Raw genomic sequence first — 19,632 nt, forward strand, 5'->3', positions numbered from 1 at the left:
ACGATGAAAAAAATAGCTTATATATTGACGATCATTACTTTTTGTACTGCTTCCTTAAGCTGTAAGAAGAACTTTGAAGAAATCAATACCAATAACAACAAAATCTATAATGTAGATGTCAACGACATTTTTTCTGGTACGGTTTCCCGTACCATGAGGTTGATCCAGGATTTAAGTTTTAACAAACTAATGAATTTCTCCCGTTATGCCGTGGTTGGTTTTGCTACCAATCCATCACAAGTAATGGATGATAATTATTTCAATCAATTTTACGTGGGCATTCTCAGGGACCTGTTGAGAATGGAAAAAGAATATGAAGGAAAGCCAGACTATGCCAACCGTTTGGCCATGGTAAAAACCTGGAAATCTTATGTATTCTATATGATGACTTCGATGTATGGAAGTATTCCTATGAGTAAGGCTTTGGCAGATAGTGATCATAGTCCGAGGGAATATGCCTACGACACAGAACTGGAAATATATACCCAAATATTGAAAGATTTGAAAGATGCTGGTGCATTATACGGTGTATCAACCTCGTATCCAAGTGATATTTTGACGCGTGACCCTGTTTTTGGTGGTAGTAACTTTGGAAAATCAGACATACTAAAATGGCAAAAATTCACCAATACATTACGCTTAAATATTGCCCTTCATGCGCAAAATCTATCTATGGATCTTGCCAGAACACATGCTACGGAAGCAATGGTTGATGAAACTAAATTAATTTCTTCATTAGATGATATGGTAAAACTGCAATGGGGTTCGGATGAAGCCTTGAGTGCCTCTTACTATTTCACCAGATTAATCAAAACTGCTACTACCTTTAACGATTCAACTTACCCTGCCCTGGGAGAATATTTTGGAATATACTTATTTTCATACAACGATCCTCGTTTGAGCTCTTTTGTCCATAAAGCAAACGTATTGTCACCAATACCTGTAAAACCAATGTTATACACGGATACGCTGACCAGAAAACACGCTAATTTCTGTACAAGCACTGAATGTCCAACTTTTGCTGCTCACCAGGCCGATGGCTTAAACGGATCAAGAATTGACGACATTCTAGTTGATTATTCGATGCCCTATGTACCGCTTCCAGAGGGCAACAGTTTGGCAGCGGGATGGGAATGGGAGTTTATACCTGGAACAACTAATCGCTACAGCGATCCATTAGGTAGTAAAAGCAGTCCTTATAATTTCTCATTTGTACATACAGAGTTTTTAAAAGAAAATACATCCACCATATTATTAAACTGGGCCGACAGCTACTTCCTCAGAGCTGAAGCCGAAATGCTTTTTGGCTCGGAAGTAAAAGCTGCACAGCATTATGAAGCAGGTATACGTGCCTCATTTGCACAATATGGCCAATCAGGAGTTGAAACTTATCTTGCTCAAAATGGTATAAAATGGAATACAGATGGAAAAGGATTTGCAGATAGAAGACTGTTATACCGTGCAAATATCCGTGGTAAAGGAGGCAAGGAAAATCATCTGGAACAAATTTATAAGCAAAGGTATATTGCTGATTATTTAAACTGTCTGGAGGGTTGGAATCTGGAACGAAGAACACGCGTATTGCGCTTCCCTCCTTTTTTCGCCAATGGTGCTGCCAGTGATGTTGAAGGATACAATCCGCAATATAACTACTGGACTGAACGGTTTATTTACCCGATTGTTGAACAAAGTAAAAACAAGGAGGCTTACTATAAAGGAATTGAGAACCTGAAAGCTATCAGTCCTTATTACAGGGGCGACAGATGGGGCGATAATGTTTATACAACTCTAGGCTTTGCTAAATTGAATCCTGATTTAATTTTTGCGCAGCAATTGTATGGAGGAAATAAAAAAATCACGCCAAACGTAGAGTACTTCAATAACAAGTATGGTAAAACATATGAAGAAGTTGTTGCTACTGCAAAAAGTATGACTGGTGAAACAGACGATAACCAGGCCTTAATTAAAGCCTTTGATTACAAGTTCAGACAGCGTCTGCTTACCTACATACCATAATAAAATTGAATAATAAGATTATCTATATATAAATCATCAAGATGAAAAGATATATTAAAATGTCGTTAGTCGGGTTAATGGCAATAACTACCGCTACTTCCTGCAAAAAAGATACAGGGCCATCCATTGAGGATTATCCGTTGAATTACGAAATACCAAAGGTTCCGGTTACTTCAAATATACCTGTTGGTGCTTACCTATACGAGCCATCCAATCCGCTTGTTACTGATGCGGTAAAATGGACACGCATTACCGAAAGCTACAATGTGAGCAATGGAAAAATAGGTCCTTACGTAAAACCCGAATTAGATCGTTATGATTTAAAGGCTACTGAAGCTGGCGCAAAAAATATGGCCAGAATAGTTGAATGGGCAAAAATGGCAAAAATTGATTTTTTAATTAGTCCTGCGCTTAAAGAGATCAATAATACCTTGTTCCCTAACAACCTTAATAGAGACGATTCGTTAACTGTAAATATGTTGGCCGAACACAACTTCCTGCTCCCATCTGTAAATATGGGTGATTTGAAATATGCCATTTCAGTTGACGTTAATAATTTTGGTGGTGGTTTATCAAATAATGTACTTATTGAGAATGCCCCTACAACAACTTACACCATCAACGGAATATCAACAGTACTGACCCGTGTTGAGCGATTACTAAGCTATATGAAACGGGTTTCACTTTATTTTAAAGACGAGACCTATTATCATTTTCAGGGTCGCCCTGTACTTGTTTTCTTAGGTGCAGACAGATTGTATAGTTCAGATAGTAAGAAATTATATGATGATATACGTAATGTTATAAAAGAACAAACAGGTAAGGATGTATACATTATTGCCCGTCAACCTCAATGGACGCCATCTGCGCGCTTTGAATATTTCTTTATGCGAGGTAAAGCTGACGCCATATCAATGGACAATATGTGTAATGTTGGAAGTGGTGTTACTGGCTGGGATAGAACGTATTTATTAAATCGTCTCATCAATGAAAATTACAAGTTGAATAAAGAATATACATCTAAAAACTTTGGTATTGACTTTATTCCTTCGGTATCTCCTTCTTTCACTACATACATTAATAACACCAGTCCTGATTACACTATTCCCTCAGTTCGTAAAAACGAAAATGATTTCAGGGAACGTTGTAATGTCGCAAAAATGAACTTAGGAAGTAATCGGATGGTATTGATTGAATCTATGAACAATTGGAATTGGGATTCTCAAATAGAGCCAACGGTGGCTGATTATGGACAAGGATATGGCACAAAATATCTGGATATCGTTCGTGAAGAGTTTAAAGTTCAATAAACTTTAAACCAATTAATTCTATTTAAATTAACTCGTTTAATGATCATACATTATGAAAAGAACATTACTATTCGGCTTGACAATCCTGATGATTGTTTTGACCAATTGTTCAAAAGATAAAAATGAAATACCCGTTAAGCCAACACTAAACATAGAGCGTGACGTTTATGAATATTTAAATACAGATAAAACAGGAAGTTTTGCTGTTTCCGTATCAGACAATAGCGACTGGGTTATTGAAGACTTAACCACACAGACCTGGCTTAGTGCTACAAAAACTGAGGGAAAAGTGACCTTTAGCATGGAAGAAAACTCCAGTTTGTATGAAAGAGTAGCTAAAATAAAAGTAGTTAGTGCTGATAAGAACCTCAGTAAGATCATTGTAATTAAACAACATGGTAATACCCCTACCATTATTTTGGATAATAATGCACTGAAATTTAAAAACCCTGGTGATAACGGCATTGTTAACATCAACAGTAATATGAGTTGGTCATTAAGCTCAGATGCAAGTTGGTTAAGTTGGGAAGTCAATGGAAATGAAGTAAAATTGATTGCTACAGCCAATCCTGAAACAGGTGAACGTACTGGTGTAGTCATCGTGAATACAGATTCACCTGTTTTCAATAAAGCAATTACAGTTACTCAAAAAGGAACAATCGAATTTGAAATTGATAAGAAAAACCTCCTCTTAGCCAGAGAAGGAAGCACCCAGGTTATTACTATTGAAACCAATCAAGTATGGACCTACGAAATCAGCAAAAATACGACCTGGTTTACCGTTGAAAGAGATGGAGGTAAGTTGACTGTTACCGCAGCAAAAAACAACTTTGTTGAACTGGCAGGTACAATTACAATTACTTATGGAGGAACCAGGGTTGTGATTGATGTAAAACAAACTGGTATTGCAATTGGAACAGAACTAGACAGGCAAGTGTTGATTGCAATGTATGAAAGTATGGGTGGTGATGCATGGTCTGGTACTAAATGGGACATTACAGCACCATTAACAGAAGCTAATGCAGCAACAAAATGGAATGGTGTGACAGTAGCAAAAGTAAATGGGGTTGACCGGGTAACCAGGATAGGCTTAAATGCCAGGAATCTTAAAGGTCCAATACCTTTAGCTATAGGCTATCTAAGCGAATTAACCCAACTTGATTTAAATAACAACAATATGCAGTTAACTGGTACAATTCCTCCATCAATGGGTAACCTTAAAAGACTAACGGCTTTAACACTAAGCAGAACAGGTTTAACAGGTACGATTCCTTTAGAATTTGCAAATTTAACTGCCTTAACATCGCTTCAAATGCATACTTCTAACTTCATTGGCCCTATTCCTCCCAATGTTATAGGAAAAATGACTAATCTTATTTCATTGGAATTAAAAACAAACAATTTTTCAGGACCATTACCGGCAGATGTACTGAATCATCCTAAAAAAGCAAATTGGAATTTTGCTAATATATGTCCTCAAAACCCAGGATATGCATTTACTACTTGTCCATAAGTAAATAACTAAGTAAAAAGCAAAGGGTTTGTAGTATGTACTACAAACCCTTTGCTTTTTATAACTCAGAACCTTTTAAATGAATGAATTATAATTGGTTACTATTTCATATTTTTTTGATGTAAAAAACTGTTCGAGGAGTTGTAGCAAATGATATTTTATTCTGATCAATCACTTTTTTAGCTACAAGAGCTCCTTTACTATTTGTAATAATCCAAGATTTAGCATTTGGGTATTTAATCATACATTCTTTTCCTGAGTTTGATATTACTTCAGCAGAAGTAAGGCCTGCATTATTCCATTTTACATTGATTTCAAAATTACCTCTTGCCTTTAATCCATTAAATGAACCTTCCTTCCACGCATCAGGCAAAGCCGGTAGCAGTTCAATATAACCACCTTGACTCTGAAGTAACATTTCGGCAATACCAGCAGTAGCACCAAAATTCCCATCAATCTGAAAAGGCGGATGTGTATCAAAAAGATTTTGATAAACACCTCCAGTATTAGCGGGATTGCCCGGATAAGTAAGAACCAATGCTTCCATAAGTAATTTATGTGCACGGTTACCGTCTCTCAATCTTGCCCAAAAGTTAATTTTCCATGCTTTGCTCCATCCAGTGCCACCATCACCACGCGTTTCCAGAGTTTTCTTCATCGCATCTACATATTTATCTTCCTGTGTACTTCTACCTGCCACAATCTGAGATCCCGGGTGCAGCCAAAATAATTGATTCACATGCCTATGTTTACCGTCACCAGTTACATCTTTGGTTACTTCATCCTTCCATTCCATAAACTGACCGCCCAAGCCAATCTGGGGGCCAGACAATTTACTTTTGGCATTTTTAATTTCCGTAACTTCTTTCGTATTTTTTCCTAATACCTGACTCGCTTTAATCACTATATCAAACATCTCTGTTATAATTGCCTGATCGCAAGAGGCACCCAAAGAATACTCCCCATGCTCCGGTGAGTAAGATGGGTTGGCAACCAGTTTCCCATCTCGTTCATCTGTCCATAAATTATCAACCCAAAATAAAGCCGCTCCAAGCAAGGTATTATAATTTTTCTCCAGAAACTTTTTATCATCATTAAACTGGTAATACTCCCATATATCCTGACACATCCATCCAGCTCCTGCCGGAAAATGAAAAGCTGAGTAATATGCTGCCGGAGCTGTGTTCCCCCAAATGTTGTTTTCGTGATGTGTTGCCCATCCACGTACATCAGTTCCGTAATAGTGCTTTGCAGTCACTTCTCCACGCGGAACCAGACTATTAATATAATCAACTATTGGCGCGTGACATTCACTTAGATTAGTCGTTTGTGTAGGCCAGTAATTCATCTGTACATTGATATTTGTATGATAATCGGCATTCCATGGATTAGCTAATTTATCAGCCCAGACACCTTGTAAATTGGCTGGTAAAGAATTTTTTCTTGAACTGGATATTAACAAATAACGACCGAATTGATAATACAACATTTCAGTATACAAATTCTCAGCTGCAATATTACTCTTATATAAATCGGTCAACAGTTTATCTGTGGTTTTTTCCGGTACGCTTTTTACATTTCCGAGGTTCAGACTCATTTTATCATACAGCCCTTTATAGTCTTTCTGATGAGTTAACAGTAACTGATCGTATGATTTCTTTTCAGCTATAGCCAATCTTTGCTTGACAGCAAGCAAGGGGTCAGTCTCCGAAAAATAATTAAAAGAGTTATCCATAGACTGATGGTAATTGGTAGCGGCAGACATCAATATGATCACTTCGTTTGCATCTTCTACTACTATTTTATTTCCATCTTTAGTGGATAATTTCCCTCCTGTGTTCAACACTTTTAACTGTTGAGCGAACTTCAAACCATTTTCTTTCTGCGCAGCTGGTTGTCCAGTCATTGTAAGTGTATTGCCAGACACTGTAATCGTTTTTTTCTTTTGTGGACTTGTGATCGTAAATGTTCTGGATATTTTACCGTTCTGCGATGCTTTCAACCTCATCACCATCACATTGTCGGGATAGCTCATGAAGTACTCACGTATATAATTTACACCATCCTCTTTGTAGCTTATAGTGTGCATGGCATTATCTATATCAAGTACTCGCTTATACGCTGTAAAAGGAGCTAAAAATTCCATCGAATTGTAATTAATTTCTACATTCCCCAATGTCTGATAGGACCCGAAATTATCTTTAGACCCCATAAGTGCTTCAATGAGAGACCTTACACCATCTTTTCTTTCATCTCCATAGTCTTTGGTAATCAATTTTCCATTTGCATCCAGGTAAGCCTTATCATTTTTGGTAAAATCATTCATCTTCTTTTGCAACGCGGTCCTTGCTTTCTGAAGATTCTCTTTGTTTTGCTGAGGTGTTCTTAGATGACCACCGTTATAACTGGGGTTTTCACCAGGTCCCCCAGACCAAAGTGTATGTTCATTCGTCTGAATGACATCATGATAAACGCCACCAAAAATCATAGCGCCCATATACCCGTTTCCAATAGGTAAAGCCTCACTTTCCCATAGTTTAGCAGGAGCATCATAAGTTGCGATCATCCTGATCTTTTGAGGCTTTACAGAGGAGGATTTCTGTGCTTTAAGTGCCAGGCTATAACTCAGGATAGTTAAAAGAATCCCTAAGAAAGGAATAATTAATTTTTTCATCATTTATAGTTTAGTTTATTGGTCTAGTCTTTTCTTTACTCCCTAAGATTACTCATTGGTTCTACCAAAATCATCCTGAACTCTGATGATATCACTTTCATCCGATGGATTTTCAAGATCAGTATGCTGCCATATCTCTGAAACAATGCCCCAGTCATCTAAGCCAATTAAACGATGACGCTCCCCTTGCTTTAATCTGATGGTCTCTTTAGCACTAAGTTGCTGTAAATCTCCTTCCTCGTCTGTTTCACTGGTAATCACCCCAACAGTTCCCGTCACCACACTCCAGATTTCTGCACGACGGTGATGATATTGCCATGAAAGCCTGGTTTGAGGTGCAACAATTAGAATTTTTGGACTTAGCTTCCCCGAAATCTTCAAATCATCCACATTCAATTGATCAAAATATGTATTAGCAAACTCTTGTGCCTGATTCTCATCAATCACGAAAAAACCTCCCCAAGGTCGCGTTTCATCACGGTTCACAATATTAAATCCCTCGGCTTTAAGTAGCTCAGCTACACTTTCAAATAATTCTTTTTTACGAACTAACATTTTTTATGGTCTAAATGGTAAATACAATTTACTAAAATCCATTCTGCCGCTTAATAAAAGCATAAAAAAAGGTTAATTCAAACAGGAATAAAGATTCAGGAAGAATTTCCTGGAACGAATGATTTTAAAACTCCCGTGAATAAATAACAGCAAAAAAAACTGCCTATTTTAATGATTTAAAATAGGCAGCCTAAATAATATTGAGCTTATTTTTTTAATGCTAGTGCTTTACTTTATAATACTTATAAGCAAACATAAAAATAACCAGATAGCAGATGATTGGTGTATAATAAGCATTTGCAATACCAGCACTATCTGCAACAGCACCCATAATGAATGGAAAAAATGCACCTCCAACTACCCCCATAGATAAAAATGAAGAAGCTTGTTGTGTACGCGAGCCAAGATTTTTCAAGCCCAAACTAAAAATAGTCGGGAACATAATGCTAAAAAAGAAATTGATCATGAGCAAGGCGATGAATGATACCAGACCAAAGCCCTGTGCTACAATAATACACATCAGAATATTCCCTAGAGCAAATAAGGCCAATAACTTATTAGGAGCAATTACACGCATTAAAAATGTACCTATAAAACGTCCTGCCAGCATCATCCCCATAAATAGCACCATATAATTACCAGCTTCAGCATCAGTAAAACCCATTTTTTCATGGCCATAATTGATAAAGAATGCCCAAGTTCCTGCCTGAGCTGCAACATTAAAAAATTGCGCTGCTACTGCCCACACAAAATGCTTATGATCAAATAATTTTTTATCAGGTGCAGTATCAATATTTACCGCATCCAGATCCATTTCAGCAACGGCATGAGGGTCTATAGTAGGCGGCACTTTTACAAAAGAAAAGGAAATAGCAACTAATACAATAACTACCCCAATTACCACATATAACATTTTTACAGAAGTAAGATCTGTACTGCCTTCTACATTATTCCGGAGTAAAAAATAACTTCCTATTGCTGGCCCCAGCATAGCGCCTACGGCATTGAATGATTGAGCGAAGTTAATGCGCTGGTCGCTGGTACGCTGATCACCTAGAGAAGCTACAAATGGATGTGCCACTGTTTCCAATGTTGACAAGCCACAACCTACAATAAACAATGCAATACCAAAAAATGCAAATGATGAAATATTGGCTGCAGGTACAAAGAGAAATGCCCCAGCTGCAAAAAGCGATAAGCCCAGCAATACCCCTTTTTTATAACCAAAACGTTTCATAAACAATCCAGCAGGTATCCCCATTACTGCATAGGCACCAAACACTGCAAACTGTACAAATGCCGACTGTGATTTTGTAAGGCTCATTGTATGTTGAAAATGTTTGTTTAGTACATCAGCCATTGTAATGGCTATGCCCCAGAACATAAAAAGTGAGGTAACAAAGACAAGAGTGATCATAAACTTCTTGTCTGTAAATTTGGCTTTAGTTGCAATTTGGTTCATTTCTTAGTTATAATTGGTTATCATGTGCGTTTAGCTGAGAAAGTAATATATACTATTTTTTTAGGATAGGAGCTGGAATTTTGGTTTGAAAAGGGATTTCTTTTCTAAGCATCTTAGCCGCATAGCCACTCAGATATAAATAGTAATCGGAGGGGATATCTTCCTCTGGTTTAACAAATTCCACATCACCTACCGGAGGGTTTTTACTGATTTTAAAGATTGCGGTCCCCTCATCAACTTCATCAAACATGGCCAAATAAATCATTTCAGCACCATTTTGTATAGCGCCAGACAATTGTTTCCAGAAAAACTGTCCTTTATTTCTAGGGATCTGATCTAATGGAGATTCAGGTTTCATATTGTGCCAGCTAAAGCCAGGATATAAAACAGGTACATAATCTACTTTATTGGTTTTGCACCAGGCAATATCACCTTTGATTCTCTCCATCATTTTAGGAAGTCGTGCCTCTGTAAAACGACCAACAAACCAAGGATGAATAATATCTGCCTTTTTAAACATTTCAAGCAATTCAGGATCATTCATTGTGTCCCCGGTTAACTCTCTCCATTGTGTAGGAACCCCTAATAAAATTGAACAACCACCATAAACAGGGTCATTTTGCAGAAAGTTTATGATCGTTTGTACATTTTTTAAAGAATACTTTCTGTTGTCATTAAAACCTACCCCCCATAATGCAACCAATGGTTTCCCATTATGATACAAATAGCTTTGCTTATTCCCCCGATTGGTAATTTTCAAATCATCTACCAATTTCTTGAAATCATCAATTACAATCTTTTCATCACCATCTTTCATTCCAGAAAAATCATACATAATCGCTATTGCACGCTTATTTTTTTCTGCGGCATCAAATGCTGTTGCAAGTACTTTATTATTGTGATTAACACCTTGTTTGTATTTAAGATTAGCAATAAAACGCTGTACAAATGCCCCGTCTATTCCATAATCTTTCATCCATTTAAAATGAAGCTGTACAGACGAATCATCATAAGAGCTGAACAAGTGTGCATGATCACCATTGGCTAACTTAAATGGTGTTTTATAAGTGACTTTATATTCAGCCATTTCTGGCCAGATTTCTATACCAGCATTTTTCTGATCAATTTGACCATAATGATTCCAGCCTCTATCGCCCCCATCTCCTTTGGCATTAAACCAGCCTTGATAACCAGTCATCACCAACCCTTTATAACTTGGAAATCTGGATTGCTTTGCATGTTTATTTTGAGCATAACCCAAAAGGGTTATACTCAAACAGAACGCTAGTAAATATATTTTTCTATTCATCTTCTTTACTTAGATATATTTAAATTCTTCCCTGTTCCCCAGGTTTTATTTGGTATCGGCCCCATTTCCAGCTCAAGCTTACCTCCTGCAATTAATTCCTGATGAGTAAACCAGGGAGTGTCTAAAACCTTACCATTAAACTTTGCACTTTGAATGTATTTATTTTGAACAGAGCTTTTATTTGCAACAACCTGGAAGGTTTTACCATTTGGTAAATCAATAGCTACTTTCTCAAATACAGGACTACCAATTGTATAAACGGGTATCCCTGGAGTTACCGGATAAAATCCCATAGCAGAGAAAACTACAAAAGCCGTCATACCTCCCCCATCTTCATCTCCTGGAATGCCAAATACATTATCTTTAAACCAGGTATCCAATAAGAAGCGGATGCGTCTTTGAGTTTTCCATGGAGAAGAAGTATAGTTATATAAGTATGGGATATGGAAACTTGGCTCATTTCCCATTGAGAATTGTCCAACTAAACCTGTTGCATCTGGGAAAGTACCCTGAAATTCATACTGACTTCTGCCTAAGGATTCACGGAAAAGCTGATCAAGCCTATTTTCAAAAGCCTTTGAGCCGCCCATCAAGTTCATCAAACCAGAAACATCATGCTGCACCTGCCACATATAAGTCCAGCCATTATTTTCGTCGTAGTAATCTCTGCCACCCATGCCACCATCAAACTTCGGATCAATTTTAATCCAATCACCATTCCTATCTTTCGGCATAAATAATTGTGCCTCATTGCTCCATAAATTCTTATAGTTATAGCCTCTCTGATTGAACTTTTTATAATCCTGATCTTTACCCAAATCCTTCGCAAGTTCTCCCAATGCCCAATCATCATAGCTATGACCTAAGGTAACTGCTACTGCCTGACGTTTTTCAAATTTATCTACTGTTTCTACATATTCTTTTTCTCCTTTATGTAATGCAGGAAAAAAGCCTTTACTATGGTAAATATCATCTAATTCAGTTTTCGGACCATTTCTCCAGGGAATCATTGTTGCCTCGTTGGCATTCTTAGCTGAGCCTTCATAAGCCTTTGCCAAGTCGAAATTCTTTAAGCCTTTCCTATGTGCATCTAAAAAACTCACGGTAGAATGAAAACCATTCATACAAGCATGATCTCCAAAAAGTACTGGAAAAGTCGGCATCCACCCACTTTGCTCATACATCTTCACATATGATTGTAACATATCCTCTTCTTGTGCAGGATCCAGAATTATACGTAATGGATGATGTGCCAGATAGGTATCCCAAGCCCAATCGTCCACATAAAACGGACGGTTTGTTTTGTGTATTTTGTTATCAAAACCACTAAAATACTGGCCGTCTTCAGTAATATCAACCATACGTTCATAACAGCGGTACAAGGCTGTATAAAATGATCGGCGCTGGGCCTCTGTTGCACCAGTAGTTTTAATCTGATTCATAACTTTTGCCCAGGCAGCTTCAGCAATCGTTACCTGCTGAACAAAACTTGTGTTTTTCAATTCATTTTGATAATTCTTCCTGGCTTGCTCTGCGCTCACATAAGATATGGCATATTTAAATTCAACACTACCTGTAGTATTCTCAGGAAAACGGATCCATGCTCTGGCATCTTTTCCAGTAACTTTTCGATTTGTAGAAAGTTTGTTGTCTTGTATGGTGCCAACTGTAGCTCCATCACTAAAAACACCGTACATAAATACTTTAATATTCCCATGATATATTTCTACACCAGTAATTTCTGTAGCTGAAATAAAGTTAAACTCATTTAAACCCTGATTATAGTTTTCGAGGAGTAATGCTTTATTACCCTTTACAGGGAATTGAAACTTATAATATCCAGTCTTTTTTCCAGGTGTAAAAGCAACTTTAACTTCATCTTCAATTAAATTGGTGCTATAAAACCATGGTCGGTTAACCTCAAGATCGTAATCGTAAGTCATTCTCTTCTTCCAACTTGCAGCTTCCAAATTCTGTGTGGAAGGTTTCAATGCAAATACTTGACCCAGACGGTGTGAAACAACATTTAAGGGAAAACTTGAGATCTGATCATCCATATAATCCTTTCTTTGAGGAAACATTCTGATCATTTGATTAGGTAATTGCACAGTTGGACGTGTGGGTTGTAAAAGATGTCCTACATTTCCAATCAAAGGATCAATGTACTTTAAATTACCCGCTCCCATATTTGATTGTTCCTGTGCATTAGCCAATCCACTGGAAGCTAGAATCAGAATTGGAATCAACGATTTTCTAATATTGAATAGAAAAGTATTTGTTATCATATTGTCGGCTTAATGTTTATTGTATTGACTATTTTTTATGTAATACGCTCCCATTTGGCCTCTTTTCAGCGGCCATCATTGTATATACTATATGTTTATTAGTTTATTTTTTTGTGTTCAGCAATTCTTGAGTGGTCCAATTTTTATCTCTGCCCTTATGCTCATCTCTCACCTTTTTCACATCTGCAGGTTTTACGATGGATCCTTTGTTCCCCATATCATTTCTGATATAGCTAATTACAGAAGCAATATATTCGTCATCATTAGCACCCAGGGCAGGCATTGCATCTGCATAGGTTTTTCCATCAATTGGCCCGCTCAATCCGTGAAGAAGGATTTTTATAAGTTTTTCCGGATCTCCATTAACATCTTTTACACCTGCCAAAGGTGGTGCTGGCATATCACTTCCTCCTATGGTTACACCTTTTCCATCGGCACCATGACAAATTGCACAGAGTTGTTTATAAATCGCGGCTCCCTTAAGTAGAAATTTTTGATCTTCTTCTTTAAGTGTCGCAGCTTTTTTTGCTGCCAAAGCACGCTCATTATTTTTATGTTCAAAGTTTTTCTGCGATTCGACCAGCATTTTGTTTTTAGGGTACTTTTGAATCATGTAATTGATCATTCCCTGTGCTTTCTCAGCCTTACTAAATCTCATGGTCAATGCCAATTGAAAACGAACGTCGGCACTTGGATCATCTTTAAGGAAGTCCATTGCGCTGATCAATTGGTCATTTCCCTTTTTAACTGCATCATCTGCTATCCAAACAGCTGTTTTACGAACTTCGGCATCCTGATCACGAAATGCTTGAAGAAGTGTTTCATTATCTAAGGCTTTTAATCCTTGCAATGTCCATAAAGCATGTATACGACCAAGCTGTGTGGTCCCCTTATTTAGTGCCATTGCTTTTAATGCCGGAGCTACTGATTTATCTCCACGCACAACAATCAATTTTTGTGCATTATCTCTCCACCAACCATTGGCATGAGCCAGATAAGGAACTAACTTATCAGAAGTCTGATCTAACATCTTTGGTTTATTTTTATCGGGTTTTATACCATCATATACCACCCTGTAAATTCGACCACGGCCAATATTCTTATCAAATTTCTTTTCATCAATCTGATCGCGCAGATAACTTCCTTTTTTAGTCCAATTACCCTCCTGTATTATTCCACGATACATATCTACGATATACAAACATCCATCTGGCCCTGTTACACTATTAACAGGTCTAAAATTCATATCTGTCGATGCGATAAATTCTTCCTTATTGTAAGCATTAGTTAAGGTTATTTTTCCATCTGTATTGGTCACTTTAGCACGTCTGATCAAACGGCCGACAGGTTCGCAAATAAAAAGGTCTCCCTGAACATCAGCAGGTAATGTTGTACCTCTAAATACAGATTGTCCAGTACATGCAGTGAAATGATTAAGTGTACTATCAGCCCTTAACCTTCTTGGACCACCTTGAACATCGGGGGTAGAAATAATTGGCCATACCGCTTTAAACTCATTATCATATTGATCATTAAAATCAAACCTTCCATAAGAAGGGTTTTGCTGGAAATTAAGTGCTGGAACCTCTGCACCTGCTGCAGAAAAGAATAATCTTCCATAATTATCGCTGGTCAGTCCCCATTGTCCTCCTGGCCCTTCATGTAGATACTCTTCTTTAAGCATACCATCTTCATAGTAATAGCGCTTATTTTCTACAGTTACATAAATTTTATTGTCCAGGTTCCATATCAATCCACTTTTCTGATGCTCTAAATTGCTGGTGCTGACTACATCATTCCTATAAACCATTTTCTTTTCATCAGCTTTACCATCTCCATTTGTATCGCGATAACTATAAATATGATTTGAGTTGGTCTCATTCACCAAAATTCTATCATCAAGAGCAAGGATCATTCTTGGTAAAAGCAATTTGTCAATAAACACTGTAGACTTGTCCATTTTACCGTCACCATTGGTATCTTCAAGCATCTTAACCGTACTTACAGCTTTCATTTCACCTGTCCCATCAGCATCTTGCATATAAGTATTCATCTCTGCAACATACATTCTACCGTTACCATCCCATGTTATGGCCACAGGTTCGTGAATCATTGGTTCACTTGCTACTAACTCTAAGCGATACCCTTTTGGTAACTGCATTGTTTTTAAGCTCTCCTGAGGAGTTAAATAAGCCGGTGATGGATTTGTATTTACAATAATATTCCCATTTGCATCACGCTTTACGACTTGCTTAGATACCTTACATGTATAAATAAGCATTGACAATGTCAAAATACTCAATACAAGCTTCTTACTTTGTTTCATGTGTGTGGTTATTCTTATTTTAGAGATAGTATATATTTCACCATCTTTTTTGCATCAGGTTTAGATAATGTTGAATGAGCTGCCATTGGAATCTGTCCCCATACTCCTGTTCCTCCGTTTATGATTTTATCTGCCAATAAAGTATAGTTGGCTTCGATTGCCGGATACTTTTTTGCGATTTGAACGAAACCGGGGCCAACCAGCTTTACATCAGTCTTATGGCAGGCCATACAATCAGACTTCTGTATAAGAGCTTTCCCATTTTGAATATCCTCTGCAGAGGTAACTACAGAAGTGACTTTCTTAACTGGAATATTCTTCTTTTTCGTTGTTTGAGCAAAACTGCAGTTTGCAAAGATTAATGTTGCAATTGCAGTACAATAAATAAAGTTCATACTTAATAATTCTACTTGGTTAGGTTCCGATTCTTATTTTGGTTTATCTCTTAGTTTTACCAAGATTACGTACCAACGATTAATTATTACATAATAAATCATTAATAAAAAGCTTTTTTTGATGTATTAAGCCAATTAATTCAATAATAATAGAAAAAAACAAGAATTATTTAGCTAAAACATCTTTGTTTGAAAGCTAAGCTAGCCTATTAAAACATCATTAAAACTTTTATCGAAGTCATCCCCGTACAATAGCTTGTACTCCTTGCAGAAATTTTCGTAGGCATTTTTAGCTTGAGAATGCTTGCCCAGATGAGCAAGTGCTTTACATTGTATAGCCATTGCCTCTTCGTTAATCGAATCGAAATAAAAGATATAGCCAGCTAATTCAATTAATAATTCAGGGTCATCCGAAATGGCAATTGATTGCGCAAAATGAAGATAGGTATCAATGATTTCATTTGATACTTCTGCCTTAAACTGATCCATCCATTCATAACTGGTATTTGGTAAAAAGGAACCACGTTTAATAATCTCAGCTAATTCAGATACCTTTTCTTTATTCAGTTTCTTTTTATCCTTTACGATCTCATGATACTGCTGATAGTCGACATAAACACTATCGAAATCACAGTTGATTTTCCAGTATCCTGTATCTTTTGAAACCATACAATGATCTATTTTCTCCAGAATACTTTTCAATTTTGCGATGTTAACAGAACGGTTATTCCTTGCACTATCTTCGGATTTATCAAACCACAACAATTCCTTTAATTTCTCTGAGCTAATACCTCGCTCCCACCTTATCGTATATAATAGGATCACAAGAAAAAGCTCTTTGATCAATGGAGTAAATAGTTTGGTAATCTCCTTTCCTTGTTTATCGAACACCTGCATGTCGCCAAACAAAAAAACAGAAGACTTATATTCATCCACTATTTTCTTTACAACAATAGGTTTAGCAGTCTCAGAAACAATGGAATTAGATTCAGTTGAAACGGGCGGAGCTGAAACGGTAGGTACAGATTCTTTAGTACTGTTTATAGGAATGCCTGCTACTGCAAGGCTTTTCTTTCTTCTTTTATAAAAGAACCATGCAGCTATGAATGCTAGTAGTATAATTATTGAAATAATAATATAAACATTATTATTAGCCTTTACAGGCTGCTTTACAACCGTATCTATTGGAGGCCCGTATAGTGAATAGATCTGAATATTTGTACGATCATTTTCATCTCTGAACAAAGTAACAGCAATAAACCTTTTACTTACTGTACAATAGAAGAGGTCAGCAAATGAATTGATATCATGAAAGCGGTAAGGAATCGGACTACCAACGAATTTATACTCTGGTTTTAAGAATGAACCCTGTATGAGCTGCAAATGCGATTTAAATTTATGCTTTGGAAAAGTTAAAGCATAATACGTATCAGCCTTCTTATTAATTACTAAAGAATTAGCAAAGGCAAAATGCTCCCCCTCTACATTAAGCTCATAAATTTTCTTCATAGACTTTGTCTTCACATCAAAGTAAAGCAAGTCATACAAGTTCCTTGGATTTAACATTTGCTGGCCTGTAGAACTGCCGTATCCTCCAAGGATATAGGCTCCATCCTTGGTTTTTCCAAGTGCGGCCAGATATCTCGGAATAAAACGATCACCAGTCAGTTGTATGGTCTCCCAGGTTCCCGTAGGGAAGTGAAATCGCTGAATTTGGTTCTTATAAAAGAAGTGCCCATATCCACCAAAGAAGTACAAAGATGAATCTACACTAGAATAAAACTTATTATACTGCCAAAAGTCAGTAATCGGTGTGTTAGTACTAAAATTCTTACTCCACTTTTTTTGAACAGTATCGAAAGTACTTACTATTTTCTGATCAATGTAAAAATTGAGTAACCGATCGTTTTTATCATCAAACAAAGACTGGTTTCCCCTTAAAAGGTTCTGACTACCAGACAAATAATTAACACGCCCCAGTTTCTCGGACTTCACATAATACTTGTATAAAGAATCTATTCCAATGATGTTTAAAATTTCATTCTTCGCATCAAATGCCACACTTGCAGGTCCTTTAACAGTAATGTTTTGAAGCAATTGCCATTCATGATGAAGTTCCTTTATCCACAGCGGATTAACCACAGATGCATTTTTGCTATCTATCTGTTCAGTTGCCACTACCCCCTCATAATCATCTAATAGCCAGGAATATTTAAGGCTTCCCTCTTCAGAAATTTTCACATTTCTGATTTTCATTGGTGGTACGTCAGTCGTTTTAAAGCCCTTGTATTCGTTGGCACCGAATAGGATTTTGAAGCAATCACCTTTCTTAAGAGACAAATTAGCTACCGAAGAAAACTTCCCATAGGATAAATGAAGCAGTTGCTTTTCATAATCAAATTTGAATTTAACCGTATTCCATGCACGAAATAGAACATCAGAAGGGATGTTAAAAGTAATTTTTGAAAATTTATCTCCTATGATTAGTTTAAAATGATTTTCTATCTCAGGACTCTTATCATAGATCAGATCAATATTCCCATTATTACTATTTACGAATCTTAGTATATATCCAAAATAATCTTCTTTCCCCGGCATAAAAGTGAGGTCAAAAGACAGTTCAAAACTGGAATTAAAGCAAAGTGTTTTCCCTGGACTTAAATCCAAACCTGTTCGCTGATCCTGAATAACCTCATGGCTATAAAAGCCCAGGCCGTAAGTTTGCGAAAAGCTTTTGTTACAGCAAAGGATAAAAAAAACAGAGAGAATTGATAATAAATATTTGGCTTTCATAATCAGGGATACGAATATAATACATATATGCATACATTAACACAGATATGTAAAATTAAGTAGGGCCTAATTACAGTAGACTGAACCTGCACCTATTAATGCCGCCTTCTCACCTAGGACAGACTTTTTAACCGGGAAACTATATCCCATAATTTTTGCAAGATGCTTTCTCGTATCCTCAATAAAATACGCTTCAGCATTTGCAATATTTCCACCAAGGACAGCTACTATGGGCATTTTTTTACGAATGAATTTATGGATCACAGTGGCCAGATTGACACTAAATTCTGAGAAAATTGTTTTGAAATGGATAGATTCTTTATGGTTTTCAATTAGATCTTTAACATCTTTAATCGAGCTTCCACTCAGTTCAGCAAATCGCGAAACAAACCATCTTGTTGAGATGTAGTCCTCTGCAATTCCATTTAAAAATGGCATATTCCACAAACCAGCATCCTTAACTTTACCATTAGCGAAATATGAAGTTCCCAGACCTGTACCTAGTGTTAAACCTATTGCATGATCATAACCTGCCATTGTGCCACTAAAAACTTCCCCCTTTAAAAAACACGCTGCATCATTCATAAAGTTGATACGAGATGGCAATATGCCCAGGCGATTCGCTAGCAATTGTTTAATATTTAATCCATAAAGTGCTTTATACTTCCCTTGATCCTTGATCTTACATATTCCATTTCTGTAATCCATAGGACCTGGCATTGCGATATTGATAGTTAAGTTTTTAAGATCACAGCCTTGAGCCGATTTTTCAAGTGTTTGTGCCCAGGCATTGATAATATCTTCCGCACTCCCGTCCGATTGAATTCTATTTCTAGACCAGGTATTTTTTACTTCCGTCTTTTCTTCAAGGTCTATCAGGGCAGCAGTTATGTGAGAACCACCTATATCTGCTCCTAACGTTAATCTTTTCATTTGGTTAATTTGGTTATTCATGATGGCTCAAACTTAAAAAGCAACATTAATAAATGTCTAA

General features: G+C 36.9%; 12 protein-coding genes. 3 read left to right on the forward strand and 9 right to left on the reverse strand.

The features are described 5' to 3' along the window. Positions 1-3 precede the first annotated feature (3 nt). From ABDJ41_RS09160 to ABDJ41_RS09170, 3 genes are read left to right on the forward strand one after another with little or no spacing between them, the layout of a single operon-like run. Positions 4-2,016, forward strand: coding sequence for a SusD/RagB family nutrient-binding outer membrane lipoprotein (locus ABDJ41_RS09160; protein ID WP_349785652.1), 2,013 nt, complete (start codon positions 4-6; stop codon positions 2,014-2,016). Positions 2,017-2,057: 41 nt separating this feature from the next. Further along, positions 2,058-3,326 (forward strand): glycoside hydrolase family 71/99 protein, encoded by a 1,269-nt coding sequence (locus tag ABDJ41_RS09165; protein WP_349785653.1) that lies wholly within the window; start codon positions 2,058-2,060, stop codon positions 3,324-3,326. Positions 3,327-3,378: 52 nt separating this feature from the next. Then, positions 3,379-4,839, forward strand: coding sequence for a BACON domain-containing protein (locus ABDJ41_RS09170; RefSeq protein WP_349785654.1), 1,461 nt, complete (start codon positions 3,379-3,381; stop codon positions 4,837-4,839). 106 nt (positions 4,840-4,945) lie between these two features. Here the strand turns inward: ABDJ41_RS09170 and ABDJ41_RS09175 are convergent, their stop codons facing one another. The 9 genes from ABDJ41_RS09175 to ABDJ41_RS09215 form a co-directional block, all read right to left on the reverse strand. Next, positions 4,946-7,516 carry a glycoside hydrolase family 95 protein gene (locus ABDJ41_RS09175; protein WP_349785655.1) on the reverse strand — a complete coding sequence of 857 codons (2,571 nt, stop codon included), beginning with the start codon at positions 7,514-7,516 and terminating at the stop codon, positions 4,946-4,948. 45 nt (positions 7,517-7,561) lie between these two features. Continuing rightward, the gene (locus ABDJ41_RS09180) at positions 7,562-8,068 is read right to left on the reverse strand and encodes a cupin domain-containing protein (protein ID WP_349785656.1); all 507 of its coding nucleotides are present in this window, start codon (positions 8,066-8,068) and stop codon (positions 7,562-7,564) included. Between the two features lie 220 nt (positions 8,069-8,288). Continuing rightward, on the reverse strand, positions 8,289-9,530 hold the full coding sequence (gene fucP, locus ABDJ41_RS09185) for an L-fucose:H+ symporter permease (RefSeq protein WP_349785657.1): 1,242 nt from the start codon (positions 9,528-9,530) through the stop codon (positions 8,289-8,291). 52 nt (positions 9,531-9,582) lie between these two features. Further along, a complete protein-coding gene (locus ABDJ41_RS09190) occupies positions 9,583-10,839 on the reverse strand; it encodes a glycoside hydrolase family 99 protein (RefSeq protein ID WP_349785658.1) in 1,257 nt (418 codons plus the stop codon). Between the two features lie 5 nt (positions 10,840-10,844). Continuing rightward, positions 10,845-13,124, reverse strand: a complete 2,280-nt coding sequence (locus tag ABDJ41_RS09195; RefSeq protein ID WP_349785659.1) for a GH92 family glycosyl hydrolase — start codon at positions 13,122-13,124, stop codon at positions 10,845-10,847. Between the two features lie 103 nt (positions 13,125-13,227). Further along, on the reverse strand, positions 13,228-15,450 hold the full coding sequence (locus ABDJ41_RS09200; RefSeq protein ID WP_349785660.1) for a DUF7133 domain-containing protein: 2,223 nt from the start codon (positions 15,448-15,450) through the stop codon (positions 13,228-13,230). 14 nt (positions 15,451-15,464) lie between these two features. Then, complete coding sequence (locus ABDJ41_RS09205; RefSeq protein ID WP_349785662.1) at positions 15,465-15,845, reverse strand: c-type cytochrome; 381 nt, start codon at positions 15,843-15,845, stop codon at positions 15,465-15,467. Between the two features lie 201 nt (positions 15,846-16,046). Then, on the reverse strand, positions 16,047-18,638 hold the full coding sequence (locus tag ABDJ41_RS09210; protein WP_349785663.1) for a galactose oxidase: 2,592 nt from the start codon (positions 18,636-18,638) through the stop codon (positions 16,047-16,049). A gap of 66 nt (positions 18,639-18,704) precedes the next feature. Beyond that, on the reverse strand, positions 18,705-19,571 hold the full coding sequence (locus ABDJ41_RS09215) for an ROK family protein (RefSeq protein WP_349785664.1): 867 nt from the start codon (positions 19,569-19,571) through the stop codon (positions 18,705-18,707). Between the last annotated feature and the right edge of the window lie 61 nt (positions 19,572-19,632).

The organism is Pedobacter sp. ASV1-7, from assembly GCF_040203335.1.
Taxonomy (GTDB): domain Bacteria; phylum Bacteroidota; class Bacteroidia; order Sphingobacteriales; family Sphingobacteriaceae; genus Pedobacter.

Bases quoted from the DNA above. Each gene is read 5' to 3' on its own strand.
- ABDJ41_RS09160 (WP_349785652.1), top strand. From the start codon at position 4: ATGAAAAAAATAGCTTATATATTGACGATCATTACTTTTTGTACTGCT.
- ABDJ41_RS09165 (WP_349785653.1), top strand. From the start codon at position 2,058: ATGAAAAGATATATTAAAATGTCGTTAGTCGGGTTAATGGCAATAACT.
- ABDJ41_RS09170 (WP_349785654.1), top strand. From the start codon at position 3,379: ATGAAAAGAACATTACTATTCGGCTTGACAATCCTGATGATTGTTTTG.
- ABDJ41_RS09175 (WP_349785655.1), bottom strand. From the start codon at position 7,516: ATGATGAAAAAATTAATTATTCCTTTCTTAGGGATTCTTTTAACTATC.
- ABDJ41_RS09180 (WP_349785656.1), bottom strand. From the start codon at position 8,068: ATGTTAGTTCGTAAAAAAGAATTATTTGAAAGTGTAGCTGAGCTACTT.
- fucP (WP_349785657.1), bottom strand. From the start codon at position 9,530: ATGAACCAAATTGCAACTAAAGCCAAATTTACAGACAAGAAGTTTATG.
- ABDJ41_RS09190 (WP_349785658.1), bottom strand. From the start codon at position 10,839: ATGAATAGAAAAATATATTTACTAGCGTTCTGTTTGAGTATAACCCTT.
- ABDJ41_RS09195 (WP_349785659.1), bottom strand. From the start codon at position 13,124: ATGATAACAAATACTTTTCTATTCAATATTAGAAAATCGTTGATTCCA.
- ABDJ41_RS09200 (WP_349785660.1), bottom strand. From the start codon at position 15,450: ATGAAACAAAGTAAGAAGCTTGTATTGAGTATTTTGACATTGTCAATG.
- ABDJ41_RS09205 (WP_349785662.1), bottom strand. From the start codon at position 15,845: ATGAACTTTATTTATTGTACTGCAATTGCAACATTAATCTTTGCAAAC.
- ABDJ41_RS09210 (WP_349785663.1), bottom strand. From the start codon at position 18,638: ATGAAAGCCAAATATTTATTATCAATTCTCTCTGTTTTTTTTATCCTT.
- ABDJ41_RS09215 (WP_349785664.1), bottom strand. From the start codon at position 19,571: ATGAAAAGATTAACGTTAGGAGCAGATATAGGTGGTTCTCACATAACT.